Annotated in this window: 15 protein-coding genes and 1 pseudogene; 2 read left to right on the top strand and 14 right to left on the bottom strand. The window is 41.6% G+C overall.

Features of this window, described 5'->3' with window-relative positions:
• Window positions 1-109: 109 nt before the first annotated feature.
• From MLD56_RS03410 to MLD56_RS03385, 6 genes are all read right to left on the bottom strand, one after another.
• Window positions 110-1,411, bottom strand: a complete 1,302-nt coding sequence (locus tag MLD56_RS03410) for an ATP-binding protein (RefSeq protein ID WP_029515886.1) — start codon at window positions 1,409-1,411, stop codon at window positions 110-112.
• 1 nt (window position 1,412) lies between these two features.
• Window positions 1,413-2,153: a LytR/AlgR family response regulator transcription factor gene (locus MLD56_RS03405; protein ID WP_029515887.1), complete on the bottom strand. Its 741-nt coding sequence runs from the start codon at window positions 2,151-2,153 to the stop codon at window positions 1,413-1,415.
• Between the two features lie 203 nt (window positions 2,154-2,356).
• Window positions 2,357-3,115 (bottom strand): trehalose operon repressor, encoded by a 759-nt coding sequence (gene treR / locus MLD56_RS03400; protein ID WP_029515888.1) that lies wholly within the window; start codon window positions 3,113-3,115, stop codon window positions 2,357-2,359.
• Between the two features lie 76 nt (window positions 3,116-3,191).
• Window positions 3,192-5,156 carry a PTS system trehalose-specific EIIBC component gene (gene treP / locus MLD56_RS03395; protein ID WP_029515889.1) on the bottom strand — a complete coding sequence of 655 codons (1,965 nt, stop codon included), beginning with the start codon at window positions 5,154-5,156 and terminating at the stop codon, window positions 3,192-3,194.
• Window positions 5,157-5,246: 90 nt separating this feature from the next.
• A complete protein-coding gene (treC, locus tag MLD56_RS03390; RefSeq protein WP_029515890.1) occupies window positions 5,247-6,986 on the bottom strand; it encodes an alpha,alpha-phosphotrehalase in 1,740 nt (579 codons plus the stop codon).
• A 273-nt stretch (window positions 6,987-7,259) separates the two neighbouring features.
• Window positions 7,260-7,841 (bottom strand): LysE family transporter, encoded by a 582-nt coding sequence (locus MLD56_RS03385; RefSeq protein ID WP_029515891.1) that lies wholly within the window; start codon window positions 7,839-7,841, stop codon window positions 7,260-7,262.
• 113 nt (window positions 7,842-7,954) lie between these two features.
• Between MLD56_RS03385 and MLD56_RS03380 the strand changes: the two genes are divergently transcribed.
• Entirely contained in the window at window positions 7,955-8,506 is a 552-nt protein-coding gene (locus MLD56_RS03380; protein WP_029515892.1) for a helix-turn-helix domain-containing protein, read from the top strand.
• A 116-nt stretch (window positions 8,507-8,622) separates the two neighbouring features.
• Here the strand turns inward: MLD56_RS03380 and MLD56_RS03375 are convergent, their stop codons facing one another.
• The 7 genes and pseudogenes from MLD56_RS03375 to MLD56_RS03345 form a co-directional block, all read right to left on the bottom strand.
• Window positions 8,623-9,192 (bottom strand): sugar O-acetyltransferase, encoded by a 570-nt coding sequence (locus tag MLD56_RS03375; protein WP_029515893.1) that lies wholly within the window; start codon window positions 9,190-9,192, stop codon window positions 8,623-8,625.
• Between the two features lie 183 nt (window positions 9,193-9,375).
• A pseudogene (locus MLD56_RS03370) lies at window positions 9,376-9,528 on the bottom strand (MFS transporter); the annotation flags it as partial.
• 184 nt (window positions 9,529-9,712) lie between these two features.
• Complete coding sequence (locus MLD56_RS03365) at window positions 9,713-10,996, bottom strand: MFS transporter (RefSeq protein ID WP_069010922.1); 1,284 nt, start codon at window positions 10,994-10,996, stop codon at window positions 9,713-9,715.
• Between the two features lie 5 nt (window positions 10,997-11,001).
• A complete protein-coding gene (locus MLD56_RS03360; protein ID WP_029515896.1) occupies window positions 11,002-11,658 on the bottom strand; it encodes an ArsR/SmtB family transcription factor in 657 nt (218 codons plus the stop codon).
• Between the two features lie 193 nt (window positions 11,659-11,851).
• The gene (locus MLD56_RS03355) at window positions 11,852-14,206 is read right to left on the bottom strand and encodes a glycoside hydrolase family 2 TIM barrel-domain containing protein (protein ID WP_029515897.1); all 2,355 of its coding nucleotides are present in this window, start codon (window positions 14,204-14,206) and stop codon (window positions 11,852-11,854) included.
• 79 nt (window positions 14,207-14,285) lie between these two features.
• Window positions 14,286-15,080, bottom strand: coding sequence for a Nif3-like dinuclear metal center hexameric protein (locus tag MLD56_RS03350; RefSeq protein WP_029515898.1), 795 nt, complete (start codon window positions 15,078-15,080; stop codon window positions 14,286-14,288).
• A 121-nt stretch (window positions 15,081-15,201) separates the two neighbouring features.
• Window positions 15,202-15,768 carry a 5' nucleotidase, NT5C type gene (locus MLD56_RS03345; RefSeq protein WP_241113469.1) on the bottom strand — a complete coding sequence of 189 codons (567 nt, stop codon included), beginning with the start codon at window positions 15,766-15,768 and terminating at the stop codon, window positions 15,202-15,204.
• A gap of 475 nt (window positions 15,769-16,243) precedes the next feature.
• On the opposite strand from MLD56_RS03345, the gene MLD56_RS03340 reads away from it, so the two are divergent.
• Window positions 16,244-17,227: a glycoside hydrolase family 5 protein gene (locus MLD56_RS03340; RefSeq protein ID WP_029515900.1), complete on the top strand. Its 984-nt coding sequence runs from the start codon at window positions 16,244-16,246 to the stop codon at window positions 17,225-17,227.
• 110 nt (window positions 17,228-17,337) lie between these two features.
• Here the strand turns inward: MLD56_RS03340 and MLD56_RS03335 are convergent, their stop codons facing one another.
• A complete protein-coding gene (locus MLD56_RS03335) occupies window positions 17,338-19,695 on the bottom strand; it encodes a beta-galactosidase (protein ID WP_241113468.1) in 2,358 nt (785 codons plus the stop codon).
• Window positions 19,696-19,715: the final 20 nt, after the last annotated feature.

The raw sequence follows: 19,715 nt of genomic DNA, 5'->3' as shown, positions 1-19,715 counted from the left end.
TCTTATAGCTTCACCAGATTTTATTACTGACCTGATCATACAATGAACGAGGATTCTATATAAAAAAACACCCTTAAACGAAAAAAACAATCCCTAAACAACATGATGTCTAAGGAATGTCCTTATAAAATGGCAATAAAACCATATTATTGAATACTTTATTTTTCGTTTCAATGGTCATATTCCCACCATATTTGTCACATATTCTAGATATATTGGTTAAGCCAATGCCATGAACATCCGGGTTTGATTTTTGACTATGCAAATGAGCCACTTCATTCTCCACATGATTAAGGATGTGAATGAAAAGCGCGGACTCATTGGAATGTATTTTAATAAGAATGTACCTGTCATCCGCAATCTTGACCTTTTTAGATGCTTCTATGGCATTATCCAGCATATTCCCTAGAACTACACATAAATCATAACGTTCAATATTTACTTTCTGTGAATATAAGTTAAGTTGGGTATCTACCTTTATGCCATTGGCTTGTCCAATATTAAGACTATTCGTGACAAGGGCATCTATAACCAGATTACCGGTATTAACCCTTTGATATGCTCCTTCGATTTTATTTAAGGTAACCTTAATATGTTCACTCGCCTCAGCCAATTCATTTCTCTTGATACATTCTTCAATATACAAAAACTGTTGGTGTGTATCATGAATGATTCTTTTTATATTTTTGAAGCTGTGAACCGTTTTTTCGTAATTGGCATCTTGGTAGTCCATTTGATCTTGTAATTGAGCATTTTCATGCATTAATTGAAATTTTTCAATGACATTATCAAAAATATATATGATAAAAACATTTAAGGAAATAAAGCCAATAATAGAACCAAAATAATACATATTCTTTTCACTATAAACAGATAAAACATTGACCTGGTATAAACTTATGATGGGAACGATTAAAAATAAAATATAGTAACGATGCTGCAAAGGGAAGGTTCTTCGTTTGGCAAATAGCCGTATAATCTGAATGACAGCAAACATGATAATGCAGCTGAGTAACATAACCTTAGAGAATATCAAGTGGTCTTGTTCACTCAAATGGCTAAAGTTGCTAATTTCAACGGAGCCTACAGCATATAAAATATAAAGAGATATAAAATTAACGATAGTTATCAATACAGCATAAAGGATAGAAAAAATGATCTTTGTCTTTATTTCCACTGTATACGATTGCGCTAAACTAAATATGACAAGTAATGCTAAAATCGAAGATATCGTAGGAGCCAAATAAACACTTAAATATAAGGAATCCAGCAACCCAAAAATAATGAAGTACACGAATCTGTTCGGCTTTCGATTGGACTTATCAAAAACCGAGTTAAAGTAAAAATTCACTTGGAAGCACATAACAAGGACAACGCAAAGATTAAGAAGCAGGGAGTTATATTCCATCATATTAATGCATCTTCATGATCATAAATTTGGTATATAGATCTTTAACTTCTTTTATTTTAGAACGCCCAATAGGTAACTTCGCATCATTTGACATCAAAACATCACCGCCAGCAAATTTTTTCACATGAATTAAGTTTATAATAATCGAACGATGAATTTGTAGAAAATTATGTCCTTTTAATGCTGAAGCATAGTCCGAAAGAATCCCTTTGCTATCATAGATTTGAGTAGAGGTTACAAAATGCAGTTTATTTTTTATGGTTAAGCTTTTGACCACTTCAATACTAATGATATCATCATATTTTAAAAGCACTTCCTCATAAGCTGACTTGATGATAACGAATTTTTTATCGAGAGATTGAAAATATTGACACAGCTTTATCATTTTTTCCTCAAAGATATGGGGAGCAATCGGTTTTATTAAATACTGAAATGTGACTACGTCAAAACTTTCCACCATATATTCAGGGTAGCTCGTTAAAAAAACAATCTGTTCATCCAGGTGATTTAAACTCCTTATTTTTTGGGCGGTTTGGATTCCGTTCATGCCACTCATTTCAACATCTAATATTAAGATATGGAATGGAGACTCATGGTTTTGATAATGAGATACTAGCTGTTCTCCTGAGTCGAATAATTCAACTTTAAATTCTATACTGGTCTTTATCGACAAAGTAATCAGCATATTTTTAACAAGTTCTCTCTGCTTGTGCTCATCATCGCAAATAGCTACTCTATACATAAATAACATACACCTCATTCCCATTGTATTGATCATGGAATTGTATTCTAAAACAGTATATAACCTTTTAATATTCTATAAACAGCTTTTGGATAAAACGCAAATTCAAATCCCTCAAATGCCAGTATACAAGCTGCTCAGCAGTTGCATCCAAGGTAAAAAAGAAACCCTCGTCTTAAAAGACGGGGTTTCTTATAACTATATTATTGATCGTTATTCAAAAAATCTGCTCTCTTGTCTCCACCGTGGGAACGTCTGGCGAAGTCGACAAATTGGAATTTGTCCAGCCGATGCCTTGATTCAGTATATTGGAACAATGTGGTGTCCTCCAGATAAACATAGTTACGTACTACAACCACATGAGTGTAATTCTGAAGGTCCATCAGCCTATGATCTTCTTCGTCTGCATTTTCTACGGAAACGACTTTTTTGGCATAACTGATTTGAAGATGGAGCTCTCCCTCCAAATATTCGTAGATGGATCCACGACTAATTTCCTCAGTAAGCACAGGTACAATGTCTGATCGAAAGTAATCTTTATCCAGTATGACGCATTCACCTTCAATTTCACGTGCACGAACGACTTTCCAGACCAAATACTTGTCTTTATCAATCTCAAGATGATTGGCTATGTCATCTGGAACTGGAAGTAGTTGATTTTCATGTACAACTGTTCGTGATGTACGCCCAATCCGTTCGGACATTTCCTTGAAACTGACCAGTCCTCCTATAGGAAAATCCATCCGCCCCATATCCAGAACAAAAGAGCCTTTAGCTTTTATTTTATGGATATACCCATTTTGTGCAAGCAAGTGGAGTGCCTTACGTACGGTTTCGCGAGAAGTATTATACTCCCGGGCCATTTCATTTTCAGATGGCATTTTCGTGCCTGGAGCCAATTCGCCTGTCTGGATCTGTCCCGAATAATCCTGATAAATTTGCAAAAATATATTCTTTGTCAATTTTCATCACCACGTTCATTGTAGCATTCTTTCACTTCCCTGTTCACTATAATAGACTGTGCGAATTGAATCTGAATTAGTTCCTATGACCTGATGAAGAATTCAAATGAATTCTCATTAAGGTATACTGCAAATCGTCTGCCTCACCTGGCAGTTCTTCAACCGATTTAATCATACTCTGACCATCCGGGACAATGACTGGTGTAATGATGGGATATCCGGATTTCTGAATCAGATCACGGTCAAATTCCATCAATAGTTGTCCTTGCTTCACAGTTTGATCTGTCTCCACATGTATGGTGAATCCCTCACCCTTCAGCGACACCGTATTGATCCCCACATGTACCAGAATCTGTACACCTGTCGGATGTTCCAAAATCAAGGCATGCTTGCTTTTCATCATGATATGAATAACTTTTCCGCTGAAAGGGGCAAGAATCTTGCCATCCTTCGGTTCCACTGCGATACCGTGCCCCATCTGCCGTTCGGCAAAAGCCGGATCAGGAACCTGCTCCAATGGCACAACATGTCCCAGTACCGGAGTCTTTACTTCAAGCACATCCAGTGCAGAATATCGACGGCCCGAATCTTTCCGTACGGAGTCGTTAGCTGGTGTAGCTGGAGTCTGACGGCGCTTATTTAGCAGTTTCCCATACATAAAGGTTAAAGTGAACGGTACAATCAATACGATCGCCATCCCAATGAAGAATACACCCCAGTTGTTTGGGAAAATAGACAAGAAGCCTGGAAGCCCTCCCACACCAATGGAAGAAGCCATCACATGATTTACGGTGAGCAGTATACCTGCGATACCGGACCCGATCATTCCAAATACGAACGGATATTTATATCGGATATTCACCCCGAATATGGCAGGCTCGGTTACACCCAGAAAAGCAGACACAGAAGAGGTAAGAGCCAACCCTTTTCCCTTTTGCTCCTTCAATACCAGCATCATGGCCAATGCTCCGGCCCCCTGAGCGATATTGGACAGAGCCAGCATCGGCCAGAGGAACGTTCCACCCTGCGTACCAATTAATTGCACATCCACCGCCAGGAAAGTATGGTGCATTCCCGTGATCACGAGCAAGGAGTACAAGCCTCCATAGATCAAGCCTCCCACCGCAGGAGCCCAATCGAAAACGTATACAAGACCAGACGTAATAGCATTACCAATCATAAAAGTAACCGGACCGATCACTGTAAAAGCCAGAAATCCCGTTATTAATAATGTAATCGGTGCTACGAGTAACAGCTTAAATGAATCCGCTATCTTTTTATTTAGGAATTTTTCAATTTGTGCAAGTACGTAAGCGGATACTAAAACAGGTAAAACCTGTCCTTGATAACCAATCTTGTTCACTTCCCACCCAAACAAATTCCAAACCGGAACGGTTCCTTTGGTAACGGCATCCGCATAACCGTATGCACTTAATAGATCTGGGTGAACCAGAATCAGACCCAGTACAATCCCGAGTAAAGGACTGCCGCCAAACCGGACAACGGCTGACCATCCAATTAAGGCAGGTAGGAATGTAAAAGCGGTGCTGGCAATGGTGTTAATGATAGCAGCAAAGTCAGTCCATTGAGGATAGACCTGAACCAGAGCCATACCTTCGAAGAAAATCCCCTTGCCTGTCAAAATATTATTTATTCCAAGTAATAAACCTGCAGTCACGATTGCGGGCAAGATGGGGATAAAAATATCTGCCAGCGTCTTGATGGCACGCTGAATTGGATTTTGTTTTTTGCTTGCTGCATTTTTGACATCGTCTTTAGAAGCCCGACTACCTCCTGTAATGGAGATCATTTCGTTATATACCTTATCCACCAGGCCTGGACCAATCACGACCTGATACTGTCCTTGTGAAGAAAATTGGCCTTTGACCAAATCATTTTGTTCAAGTGCATCTTTATCTACCAGCTTATCATCATAAAGGGCAAATCGCAGACGAGTTACGCAATGCGTAGAGGCCTCTATGTTGTCTTTGCCACCAACGGCTTTTATAATGTCTTCTACCTGTGATCTTTCAATCGCCATCTAGCCCACTCCCTTAACGTTTGCTCTTTTTTTAGCAACAACCCCGGTTATAAAAATAATATCCCCGGGGTACTACTAGTTATCTCCATACTATTCACTAAGACTACGGACAATCCACATATATGAAGCATATGGGGTCAAAGTGATCTCTTGTTTTAGCTCCGGGGCGTGCTGGGTATTACCAATTAAAAGCTCAGCCGCACCCAACGCTTGATTGTTTAATGATGAATACAATGAATCCGGTATACGGAATTGCGTATCCTGTCCGCTAAAATTAGAGATGACGATCAAAGTCTCCTCTTCATTGCTGCGTTGATAGGCGTAGACCTGAGGATGAGCTTCGTCCAAACGTTGATAACTCCCGTCAGTAAGGACCTGCACCGTCTTACGCAGATGAATCAGCTGACGGTAATGATTGTAGATCGAGTTCGGGTCCTCTAACTGAGCCTGAACATTAATCCGTGGATATCGTTCATCTACCTTAATCCAAGGCGTGCCTGTAGTGAAGCCCGCATTGCGAGTGCCATCCCACTGCATCGGTGTTCTCGAATTATCACGAGACCGCTCTCGAATGATATTCAATGCTTCTTCTGCACTTTTGCCTTGTTCCTGTAAGATACGATACATATTCAGAGATTCAACATCCCGAAACTCTTCAATATCTGCCCACTGCGGGTTGGCCATCCCAATCTCTTCACCTTGAAATATATAGGGCGTTCCTTGAAGACCATGTAACGTGGTTGCCAGCAGCTTGGCGCTTTCCGCATGGTATTCGCCATCATCCAAAAAGCGAGAGATCGCCCTTGGCTGATCATGATTGTTAAAAAACAATGCACTCCAACCGCCACCTTGTTGCATGCCCGTTTGCCAATCCGAGAATAGCTTCTTCAACATTTCAAAATCATATGGCATCAATTCCCACTTTTGTCCATTTGGATAATCTACCTTCAAATGATGAAAATTAAAGGTCATGGACAATTCTTTTCTCTCTGGATTGGAATAACGGATACAGTGATCCAGTGAGGTGGAGGACATCTCCCCTACAGTGACACTGTTATACGCTGAGAATACTTTCTCATGTAATTCATGAAGGTATTCATGCACACTTGGGCCGTCCGTATAATACTTACGCCCGTCCCCAGGAGCCGTGCTTCCATCGTCGTCCGAGAATTGCCGATCTTTGGAGATCAAATTAATGACATCAAGTCGGAAGCCACTAACTCCCTTCTCTGCCCAAAATTCCAGCACATTAACAACTTCCTGACGAACTTTGGGGTTTTCCCAGTTTAAATCCGCCTGAGTCTTATCAAATAGTGTCAGGAAATATTGACCTGTTGCCTCGTCATATTGCCAAGCCGGCCCACCAAACTTGGAAATCCAGTTGTTCGGAGGTCCACCATCGGGTGCTGGATCACGCCAGATATAGTAGTCCCTATACTCACTATCCTTGGAAAGCCGTGCCTGCTGGAACCAGGCATGTGCTGTGGAAGAATGGTTAACTACGATGTCGATCATCAAGTGCATCCCACGCGCCCGAATTTCCCGGCTCAATTCTTCAAAATCCTGCATTGTTCCATAATCGGGGTTAATCTGGCAATAATCGGCTACATCATACCCGTTATCACGTTGTGGTGAGACATATACAGGCTGCAACCAGACAATATCAACACCCAGTTTTTGCAAATAATCCAGCTTTTGCGTCAGTCCTCTTATATCACCGGTTCCTTTACCCGTCGTATCGTTAAAACTTTTGGGATAAACCTGATAGACTACTGATTTGCGCCACCAGTCCTTATCTTGAGGAATCAAAGTCCTATTCGTTGCTTCCATTCATGCTCATTCCTTCCTTGCGAAATGAAGTAGCGTAAAAAATAATATAACGCTTTCAACATCTTGTATATACAAGATTAAGTCATGTATATACAAGTTGTCAACAGCTTTATTTATTAAGGTAATACCCGTTTTGCAGCTAAATGATCAGGAGATTCATCCATTCTGTCCGATTGTATGTTATGACTCGTAAAATAGGCTCAATTCACACGAAAAAAAGGCTCCTGCCTATAGTCAGGAACCTCTCTTTTCTATGATGGAAACGGTACTCATTTACATCCATATCGATAGTGCACTATAAAGGAGCAATAAGGACATTATGATATTAAAGGAGCGCTCATACTTGTTCAAGAAACGCTGAAACATAGCCCCAAAAACCGCCCAGCACACTACAGCTATAAAACCAATACAGGTCAGGAGTAATGAAATTGTAATAAGCTCTATATACGATACATCATAAGGCATAACAAACGTTGAAATGACCGTAATACCATACAAAATGACTTTTAAATTGATAAATTGCAGCAGCAATCCTGATTTGAAGGAATATCCTTCATTGTGATCATTATTTTTAGAAGAAGGTTTGCTCTTCGCTATTTTTACCGCCAGATAAAGCATGTACAAACTACCGAGTACATTCATCCAGATTTTAACCCGTGGCAAAAAATGATACAAAGCAAGATTAAAATAGCAGGCTAACAGCATAATAGCGAAACAGCCCGCTGTTACTCCCAGCAAGAATGGAAATGCTTTTCTCAAACCTAACCGCCTGGCACTGTCTAATGACATAATATTGTTGGGTCCGGGCGTAAAGCTGGTAACAATCACATAAGAAAGAAACGGAATAACCGGCATGCAACAATCAACTCCAGTATGTTATAATTGTATAAAATGTGCGTTAAAACGCACGTTTGTACTTTATGATTGTACGATATGTTCTTTATAAAGCACAATAGGGGCGAATAATTATGGAGAATATTAATCTGATTTTAAGTAAAAATTTGAAACATCTGAGAAATGAACGAAAATTAAGTTTAGATAAATTAGCCGATCTGACGGGGATCAGTAAAACGATGCTTGGTCAGATTGAGCGAGGAGAATCAAATCCTTCGATTACAACCGTATGGAAAATTGCGAACGGTTTGAAAATCTCTTTCACTGCCCTGATTAATGAACCCCCTGCAGATGCAGTAGTCGTTCCGAAAAGCAAGGTGCAAGTGCTTGAAGAAAATAATCACTATCGGTTGTATCCGTTTTTCCCCTATGAAGGAAGTAGAAATTTTGAGGTTTACACCGTAGAGATTGAAGCAGGCGGGGAACTGAGTTCAGCGCCACACCGTGAAGGTACTGAAGAATTTATTACGGTATTTGAGGGTGAAATGGTGGTAAAAGTCAGTGAGGAAATGTACACGGTGAAAGCCGGAGATTCGATTCGGTTTAAAGCAGACCGTCCACACATTTACTATAATCTAGGAGAAACACTAGTTCGGATGAATATGATTATTTATTACTCTGTATAGTTCAATCTTAAAGACCATAAGCATACTAGTCTTTAAATTAAATGATCCTATTAAAATAAAGAGCTATTTTAATAGGATCATCGGTACAAATATTAAATGATTAGCCTGTATGCTGTTTAGGAGATTTCAATCTGCTTAATTATTCGTGCTGGATTTCCAGCTACAACCACATGATCTGGAACATCCTTGGTTACTACTGCTCCTGATGCCACTACGACATTATTACCTATCGTAACACCAGGATTGATCACTGCTCTCCCGCCGATCCATACATTGTTGCCAATCTTAACAGGCTTTCCATACTCTGGGCCAGCGATTCGTTCAAACGGATCTATGGGGTGAGTTGCTGTGTAAATATGAACTCCTGGAGCCAGGAAACAATTATCTCCAATGCGCACTTCGCAAACATCCAAAATGGTACAGTCAAAGTTGGCATAGAAATTATTTCCAACATGGATGTTGTATCCGTAGTCACAACGTATGTTGGGTTCCATGCCTATATTTTCACCAGTTGATCCGAAAAGCTCCTTAAGTAACTTTTCACGGTACTCACGATCCGTCTCTGTCGTCTGATTAAAGAGACGGACACATCTTCTCGCATACTCTCTTTCACTCGTTAATTGAGGATCAGCAGCTACATACAGTTCTCCATCTATCATCTTTTGTTTTTCCGTTTTCATAGTCATGCGACAATCCCCTTTATTTTTTAATCTGATTTTTTCTTTCACTCCAATGGGTTGGGCTGCACCCGATATCAAACCAGCGACCATAACGCCAACAAGCACTACAATCAAGGCATGCAGAAGTTCCAACATGTTCACCTAAAAACCCTAAGCCTGGGGGATCTATAAGTAGTCCCGCTAAAGAAATGCAGCTAATCCAAAAATAATGATTCCCATTTCGGCAGTCGAGACATGTAAATTACCCCGTATAGTAGGCGTTCGAGATACCCAGGAAGCAAAAGCTACACCCGGTAAAGCGAACAACAAAAACAAGATATTACGAATTACCCGAGGATTCATGGATGATTCTACTGGCATTTACATATCTACTTATCACCACTTTTTATTAATGTTTTAATAAGTTATATCATAATTAGTCATTCTATTCGTATCCAAACTATTTGTCAAAAAGAGAACTATGGCTGCTTCCCCCCGACAGTTAGGTAAACACAAAAAAACGACCATAAGGTCGTTTTTTGCTAGTCTATGCTCTCTTTGAACGCATCCATAACATGATAGGAAGTAACGCCAGCGCCAGAATTCCTCCCGCATAAGAAAGTATGGAATAGCTTGAATTTGCTACGATCATCCCGGACAGTGCTCCTCCCGAAGCTCCTGCCAAAGCAATAAGTACGTCCACCGATCCCTGTACCTTAGCTTGATTAGATATTGTCGTCGAATCTACAATCAAAGCGGTTCCACTAATCAGTCCAAAATTCCACCCTATCCCTAAAAGAGAAAGCGCCACAATAAGCAAAACCATCGAATCAGTGGGAGCCAACGCAGCTACTACGCCAGCGAGAAGTAGCGTTACAGCTGAAGCCATCGCCATCGCTATACGACCAATCTTATCGACAAGAATACCCGTAACTAGAGACGGAAGATACATAGCACCAATATGAAAACCGATGACTAATCCTACTTCGCCGAGTCCATGTCCATGGTGCTTCATATGTACGGGAGTCATCGTCATAATCGCAACCATGACAATTTGAGTTATTATCATGATTAAAGCGCCAAGAATAATTCCTTTTCTACCATCACGAGTAGCCTCAAGATCAGAAGACGACTGGCTTCCTTGTGCCGCCTGATTCGCAACTGCTTTGGCCACCAATAAAGGGTCAGGATGAAGAAGTAGCAATAATATTATGCCTGCTAATGTATAGGCTACCGCCGCTAAAAGAAAAGGTCCCGCTAAACTGGGAACTCCAATGGATAACGCAAACTCTCCGGTAACGTTAACTAAGTTGGGACCGGCTACCGCTCCGATCGTTGTAAAGACCATAGCCATACTCGCAGCTGTTGCCCTCTGCTTTGAACTTGCGAGATCTGTACCGGCATAACGAGCCTGCAGATTTGTAGCCGTTCCCGATCCATAAACAAGAAGGGAGACTAGAAGCAGGGTAATACTATTCATAAGGGCTGCAACAACGACACCGATCGCCCCAACTCCCCCTGCAATAAAACCGAGTCCCAGCCCCATTCGTCGGCCGAATCTTTGGGAAAACCGACCAACGAGGAGCGCTGCAGCCGCTGAACCAAGTGTAAATAGTGCCGCAGGAATCCCCGTAAATTTATCCGTACCCAGCATATCTTGCGCCAACAACGCACCAACGGTTACTCCGGCAGCAAGTCCGGCGCCTCCAAAAATTTGAGAGAAAATAACGGTGATAAGCGTACGACGATACAGTTTTCTTTGCTTATCTGAAGATTCCGCATAGGAATTGATAAGCGCTTGCCTCTTCTGCGAAGCATTCGTCAAATTCATTAAGGCTAACTTCCTTCCCTGATAAAGTCGTTCCAATCGTGAACACTCTTATCCAAGTGTCTAGCTTCGAAACCACGAGCCTGCAACAATGCAATAGCTCTAACCGCCATTAAGCAATACGGGCCTCTGCAATAAGCCACAATCTTCGAGTCGGCTGGCAACAAAGATAACTGCTCCGCTAATTCTTCAATTGGAACGGAAACAGCCCCCGGTATATGAGCAGTTTCATATTCATCTCGCGGCCGTACATCAAGAAGTGTGACCTCTCCTTTTTCCATCCGCATTGCCAATTCTTCCATTGTGACTCCTTCAACATCCGAGAATTGACCCAAAAATTGCTCCTTAATGTGCTGAACTTCAATTAACTGCTTTTCAGACAGGTCATACAGTGAATTTAAAAAGTGCAAAACAGATGAATCAGAAAGTTCATAATACACAAAGTTTCCCTGCTTTTTGGATTGAACCAACTTAGCTTGATATAGAGTTTGTAGATGCTGAGAAACATTGGCAACGGACATCGAAGTCATTTTAGATAGAACTTCAACTGATTTGGGTCCTTGTATGAGAATATCAAGAATTTCCAACCTTTTCGGGCTGGACAAGCATTTTCCGATCCGTGCGTATTCGGTGAAAAGCCCATCTTTGAAATCTCGTTCGTTCACTATTAAACACCCCATCCATTAAACTATTCAATTAATTTCTTTAATAGCGAAATTATAAAACTTTCTTATTTTTATGTCAATTCTGAAACCTACCTATATATAAAAATAAAAAAGACCAGCCCAGAAGCTGGTCAAGAGTAACAATAATACGTAAGCTAAAATACAATGTCTTTACTGAATCAACCTTGAATTGTCATTTATATTCTTGTTCCACTTTCAGCCTGGTTCCTCCCAGTAACCCTCCATCTGCTGATGCTTGAAGCAACAGCTCACCAGCCACATTCCCAGATTGTACAACCACAAGACACCTTCCTCTGTGTGTTCGTCTCTCATTCCCCTTGTAGGGTTCATCACTGGTGAGGTCCCCATTGTCTATTCCAAGGATGCGGCCATCACCATGCAGTTTAAAGGTTAATTCAACATCCTGGTTAGGTACAGTGATCCCGTTTGGGTCTATGACGGTTACTTCCACATGAGATATCTCATGCCCATCAGCAGGTAGAACCGTCCGATCGGCCTCCAACTTTAGAGCATAAGGAGTCCCGGCAGTAGTCAGTTCATGCTCACAAACCTTCTCGTTTCCATTACGACCCACAGCTCGGATTTTGCCCGGTGTATAGGGAAGCTCCCATAGGATTAAATGATTAGGGTAATCCACTAGCTTCCTCTCACCGTATAATTCATCATTCACGATCAATTCCACACTCTCACAATTGGTGAAGGTAACCAACCGTATCAATTTTCCACCGTAGTCAGGAAATGTCCAGTGATCTTCCATGGCCGGAGATTTCCAGTGCATTGTCCATGTCGGATTAAATTCCGATTTCATATGTTCGTTAAATGCGGCTATGTGCACAACAGGCTGATTAGACCATAAGCTTTGTTGGAGATAAGATACTGGTTTGCGGAATCCGCAAGTATCAATCAGGCCCGAAGACCACCCTTTGGAGGGATAGCTCGTTTCTCCCAAATAGTCAATTCCACTCCAAACAAATTGACCGATCACATAATCATGATTAGCGACATCAAACCAGGGATTCATAAGCAAATAACCTTTAACCCGGTTATCCTTGCCCCGATAGTATGGAAACGTCTCGGTTCCAAGGATAAGCATATCCGGCATGGCCGCCCTATAGTGCTCATACCACTGCTCCTGATAGTTTAACCCCAGAACATCCACTCGTTGTGCCAGCTGCTTAGTATGCTCCACTTTGGCCTCAATCGAACCCTCACGCAAGCTGATCGGTGTATTATGCGGCTCAAGCGCATATGTAACCGATCGGGTTGGGTCTTTTTCATGGCAGAAACCCACGAGCTGCTCCAACATTTTTAGCATGGATGGCTGCCCTTGGTTTTCCACTTCATTCCCAACGCTCCACATGAAAACACTGGGATGGTTCCTGTCTCTGAGCAACATTGCCTCCAGATCTTTTTCCCACCACTCATCATATAAATGCTCATAGAAAAGAGATTTCCACTTATCAAAAGCCTCATCAACCACCAAGAACCCCATCTGGTCACATAAATCTAATAATTCGGGCGCCATCGGGTTATGAGCAAAACGGATCGAGTTACAGCCCATTTCCTTCAGCTTTTGCAGCCTTCTTTTCATGGCTGTATCATGGTAAGCAGCCCCCAGACAGCCTAAATCATGGTGAATGCACACTCCCTTTAGCTTTAAGCTGTGCCCATTCAAAAATAAACCTTTTTGTGTATCCAGCTTCACTTCTCTTATGCCAAAAGAGGTACAATAACGATCCACCTCTGTATTGTCGCAATAGATCGTCGTCTGGGCTTCGTAGAGCACTGGGTTGTCCGGTGACCATAGTTCTGGCTCTAAAACTCGCGTTTTTTGCTCTATTTCCCCCGTTTCACAGCTCGAAAGAGTAACTCGGTTTTCCACTTTTCCTTGGATCTGTCCCTGTGGGTCCAGCATTTCAGTCATAATCGTACACTCTACGGCATGCGCGTGTTGATTAGTGACCTGGATTCTGACAGTCACCTTGGCTTCATCTGGCGAAATTTCAGGTGTGGTAATGTAAGTCCCCCATTCGGTTATATGAATATAATCCGTACAAATCAGCCAAACATTACGATAAATACCGGCCCCCGAATACCATCTGTCAGGTGAAAGAATCGTATTGTCCACTTTGACGGCAATCACATTTTCCTCATCCCACCGAATATATGGAGTCAAATCATATTGAAAGCTAACATATCCATAGGGTCGCTTGCCCACAAAATGCCCATTGATCCAAACCTCGCTGTTACTGTGAATGCCATCAAATTGTATGTATACGCGCTGTTTTGGAGAGGAGGGCTTCACATTAAAATGCTTTCTGTACCATCCGACAGACCATCTTGGCAAATAAGCCTGATTGCCACCATACAGCATATGTGGATCAAAGGACTTTTCAATGCTCCAATCATGAGGGACATGAAGGAGCCGCCAATGCTCATCGTTGTAGTCCATTTTCTCAGCACCCGCGTAATTTCCTTCTATAAATCTCCAGTCTGTTTTGAACGGCATAATCACTCTGCTTCCCATGATCTCGCCTCCATTTCATAAAGTGGATGAACGGATATAACAGCAGTGCTGGATGACCATCACAAAAAACGTGTTCTCATTACAATATTTGAAACACCGGGCGATCTTCAATAAAGTGTACGGGAAGCATCGGAAATTGGGCGGAAAGCACATCTGCGAGATACTTCATCCCAGGTGCTTCACTTTCAGCATGTCCCAGCATGATAAGTGCTCTACTGTGCCCTTGATAGACAGCATCTTTAACATATTCTGGTGTTTCCCATTCTGGGCCTTCACCGGCGATGACTACATCTACATTTTCATTTAGAAATAATGGAATGGCTAGATCGCCACCTCCCCTGTATCCTACTGAAATTCCCACTCGTTCACATGGCATGGAAACCTCGCCAGCCACCCGTACATAACGAATATGTAGTTTGGCTTTGATATATTCAGCGATCTCCTTAACTTTCATAGCGGGAATAGTCAAAATGGCGGCCGTCGGCTGCTGTTTTACCATGTAGTTGTGCCAGCCAAGCGCCTGAAGAAGCCCAACCATCACTCCATCCGGTTGATAACGATGTATGGTGTCATGAAACCGATAAATGCCTATACCTGCATCGGCAATGAGGCGAGATTTTTGCGAAAAAACCGGATCATGTAGTAGACACTCATGCATCCTCTGATGACTATAAAAAATGCCTTCATGTGTAATGATAAAATTTGCACCTAGAGAAATAGCTTGTTCTATCACGTACTGTGAAGCGGAGAAAGCGGTTACAATTCCTTGCACCTCAGTATCTACAGATCCTGGGTCCAGCAGATCTACGGTGGTGTGGGGTAGGCTTATTCCCTTGGTCAGATGATTCACAATCAGACCCATAGTCATGGTCATACACGTTCCCTCCTCATGGATAATGCATAGCAATTGTACCATTTTATTTCAGCCATAGGCGCTATTCTTTCTAGCAAAACAGCCAGTTCCAGAGGAGCCAGCTGTTTTACGAATAATTCTATTATTTATACAGAACTCCTAAAATGGAGTCGATTCGTTCTTTTGCTCCTTGCCAGGATGTCATGACGGGGAACTCATATTGCTCTCTTGCTCTCAGATTCCATGGATGAGGAATACAAAGCACCTTTTTCCCCTCCTTTAGCGCAGGTACTAAATTATGAGGGCCATCATCAATCAGGAGATCATAGTTAATCAGGTTCTTTCGTTTACATGGGAAAAAGTTCTCGATCGGAATGAATGGCATATGTCTTTGAAGCCAATTCCATTTCTCTACGACGGTCTTGGGCTCTGCCGCTGTCACAATAATGACATCAAAAGCATTGCAAAGCTTCTCCATTTCTTCTACAACATAATCGTCAAACAGTTCAAGTTCCTCAAACAAACCCGGTCGCCCATAAAATACATCATGCGTGCTTTTGGGATGACGTAGATGATCGGTGTTCCAATCTAACATTTCTTCATAACGAAGCGGATGAGTGGGAAATTCACTATTGTTATGGTATATGGCTCGTTTGACGAGATGACAGATGGTATCGTCCATATCGACTGCAATGATTGATTTTCTCATCAGCTTGCCCCTATTCACTCTGGTAAAATTTTTCACAAGAATATCATACTATAATTTAATATCGCGGTGAAGCTTAGGTATTGCTGTCCGATAGATCTCACCTTTGTTCAAAATAATTAACCAAGAAAAACGTTAGGTCAACCTACACAAATTCGGAATATCACAGAAATATAGTTAGGTTATTTTTATCAATATAAACTAAATTTTAAACAAACATAAACAATAAATACAATGAAACCACAGAAAATAGCACTTAAATAATACATCCATGTGTTTATACTTCAAAAACACAAAAAAATAACCAAAATAACCGATTGAATAACAAAAACACAAATGATAGAATAACAAAAATAACTTTTTTCATATTTGAAAGCGCTTAATTTTGTGTTTAGCTTACTGCTATTTACACACTTACATACCTAACTTCATCTCTGTATAGCAGGAAGTTGAATAATATATTTAGGGAGGAATAAAAATGAAGGTATTGTTAAGAAAATCACTATTGTCTGGAATGATCGGCTTGCTCATCATGATTGGTTTAGGAGGAGTTTTCTCCAAGGTAGAAGCTGCTTCAGGATTTTATGTAAGCGGTACCAAATTGTATGATTCTACAGGCAAGCCATTTGTTATGAGAGGCGTCAACCATGCTCACACATGGTACAAAAACGATCTTTATACAGCGATCCCGGCAATTGCCCAGACAGGTGCTAATACCGTCCGAATTGTCCTTTCTAACGGAAACCAGTACACCAAGGATGATATTAATTCCGTGAAAGATATTATTTCTCTCGTCTCCAACCATAAAATGATTGCTGTGCTTGAAGTTCATGATGCTACAGGCAAAGACGACTACGCGTCTTTGGATGCAGCTGTGAACTACTGGATTAGTATAAAGGATGCTCTGATCGGCAAGGAAGACCGGGTTATCGTAAACATTGCAAACGAATGGTATGGTTCTTGGAATGGAAGTGGTTGGGCTGATGGATACAAGCAAGCGATTCCCAAGCTGAGAAACGCAGGTATCAAAAATACACTCATCGTCGATTGTGCCGGATGGGGACAATATCCTCAATCTATCAATGACTTTGGTAAATCTGTATTCGCAGCTGATTCTTTGAAGAATACGGTATTTTCCATCCATATGTATGAGTTCGCTGGTAAAGATGTTCAAACTGTTCGAACCAATATTGATAACGTTCTGAATCAAGGACTCGCTCTGATTATTGGCGAATTTGGCGGTTACCACCAGGGAGCAGACGTCGACGAGACAGAAATCATGAGATACGGTCAATCCAAAGGAGTAGGCTGGTTAGCCTGGTCCTGGTATGGTAATAGTTCCAATCTTTCCTACCTTGATCTTGTAACAGGACCTAATGGCAATCTGACGGATTGGGGGAAAACTGTAGTTAACGGAAGCAACGGGATCAAAGAAACATCGAAAAAGGCTGGTATCTACTAAACGTACTATCAGAAAGTAAAAAAGGCTCATGGTTGAACGACCATGAGCTTTTACATTTTTATACTTTATACTAAAAGTACCCACTGTGCGTCGAACTTACACTTCCTGGGTTATACGGTGAGTCGAATTTCATACACAGGCACGATGCTGACTGCGCCGATATCTACGATACGTTCCTTTGCCGTCTCTTTCCAGCCAGCCATAGTCGTATTGCTGTTGAGAACCTTACCTTTTTGTATTGGGGAAACATATACGTACAACCCTTGCTCGATGAGCCGATGCTCAAATGCTTTCAAGCCTATTTCCCAGGTCGTATGGTTGCAGAAATTATCGTTGATCAGTTCGCCATCCATAAAAGCATAACCGATATCTCCAGTATAATCGATACGCAGCAGAGCTTCCTTAATTCCGTGAAAGGCATCTATCTCAAAATCAATAGTAAGTTTATCGTCATTTATTTTTTTCAAATTGAAATGAATTTCTCGCTTAGGAGCCTTTAAACGATACGTTTTAAATACATTGTTTTCTGTTATGTCTAGCAGCTCTCCACCAGTAATAGATGTGATCGAGGCGGCGAAATCAGGGAATACACTCAGGGATACCATTTCTTGATCCGTCGATTCCAGCCTTAGATCGCCCTCATATACAAGTACATTGGCATTGGTCAAAATGACTCTGTCCCGGCCTTGCATGTTTACCTTCCAAAATGTAAGACTTTGCTCATCAGTCATCGTGTAGATGGCAACTTTTTTGCCACTTTCAGATACCAGATGGATGAGACTATCGTCCTCTTCAGCAACCTTAATGATCGTGTTCCCATCCAACTGCTCTATCGAGCCTTTGTCGATTGTGGCACTGATGATATCTTTTGACTCAATTTCATATCTTCCCTTCATCCCCTCTGGTACAAAGAAAAAGTAGTATACTTCTCCATCTTCTTCTATCCTTGTTATCAGCTGTACCGTAGCATATTTGAGCTTCATTCCATCTAAATTAAAGTTAAATGGCAATATAGCGAAACTTTCACGTCCTAACATCAGCTCACCTTGACTAGGGATTACAATCGTTTCCTCGGGCAGTTCAATGCTCACATTAAAATCGCACAGGTCGTCATTTTCGACATGGTCTTGGAAATTATTTAGAAACAGATAACCCGATCCAGCACTGGATCGCACTGCATATCGTAACGTATCCACATCATAAGGGTCCATCTGGGACGTATCCCCTGGCAGAATAGTCTTTGTTAGTGAGAATTGCTTTTGGAACGTTGAAAAAAAGTAATGCTGCAGCTTTGTTCTATGGTACGATTCCCTTACTTGACCGAATTCGCCGATCATGGCGTTGAAATCATAGGAGATTTTGGGGGTGGCTAGATCATTGGTGAACGGGTTAACCTTACCCCGAGGATTGGAACCCCCATGATACATGTAATATCCGATCAGATTACAGCCTTCTGCAACCTTCATGACAGTCATTGCTGGAACACTGCGGTAGGGAAATGCGAACCGATATTTATAAAACTGAACCATGCCGCCACCCATTTCACAGCAAGCGTACGGATAGTCTTCAGGTGCGTATTGAGGCTTAAAATTGTAACTCTCTGGAATCTTGTTATTATGCTTGTCGCGGAAAATGTATTCCGGTGTCGCAGGATGCTCCTCCATCCCCTCCAAACGTCCCTCTTCGTAGTAGATCCATGGCCAATAGGCATACCCGCCCCATAACGGCAGCATATCGGGTACAGGAGTTGTTGCTCCTCCCCATCCTGTGCACGTATAGATCGGAGTATCAATCCCCGCTTCCAGAGCTATTTCTTTAAGTTTTAACATATGCGAGTTACCGTCACTTCCACTGTTTAGCCACATATCATTAATTCCTACAGTCAATGCCCACTGGGCAGATGAATGATGATGCTCGTTTTCGATTTGGGTGCCGATAATCGGCCCCCCCTCCTTATATAACAGCCCTTTAACCTGGGTACCGATTTCGTTATACAATCTTCTTGTATAGAACAGATACCCCTCATCATTAGAACGAACCTCAAATGGTCGACCGAATAACCAATCTGGCATACCGCCGTTTCGAATTTCCCCATGATCAAAGGGACCGATCCGAATGATGGAGTATACCTGATGTTTGCCGCACAACTCGATGAAACGACGAAGATTCTTGTTCCCACTCCAATTAAAAACACCTTCAACTTCTTCATGTAGGTTCCAAAAAATATAAGTAGCAATGATGTTTACGCCGCCCATTTTTATTTTAATAATTTCGTCTTCCCAATAGCGTTCATCATAACGGGCATGATGGAATTCACCACAAATACCGAAAAAGGGCTCTCCGTCCTTCTCCATAAAATAGTTGGTGAATCCGATCTCCTCTCCTTTTGGGTTGGTGCCGCCAAGTTTGATATGTCCTTTAACAATATGCTTCTGATCGTCTTTAACCGCAACTCGATAGTTTCTCATGGAGTTCACTCCCCTCACTC

Origin of the sequence: Paenibacillus peoriae (assembly GCF_022531965.1) — a bacterium.
GTDB lineage: Bacteria > Bacillota > Bacilli > Paenibacillales > Paenibacillaceae > Paenibacillus > Paenibacillus polymyxa_D.
The sequence above is the reverse complement of the archived record's forward strand: the minus strand, read 5'-3'. Positions and strand labels throughout refer to the sequence as shown.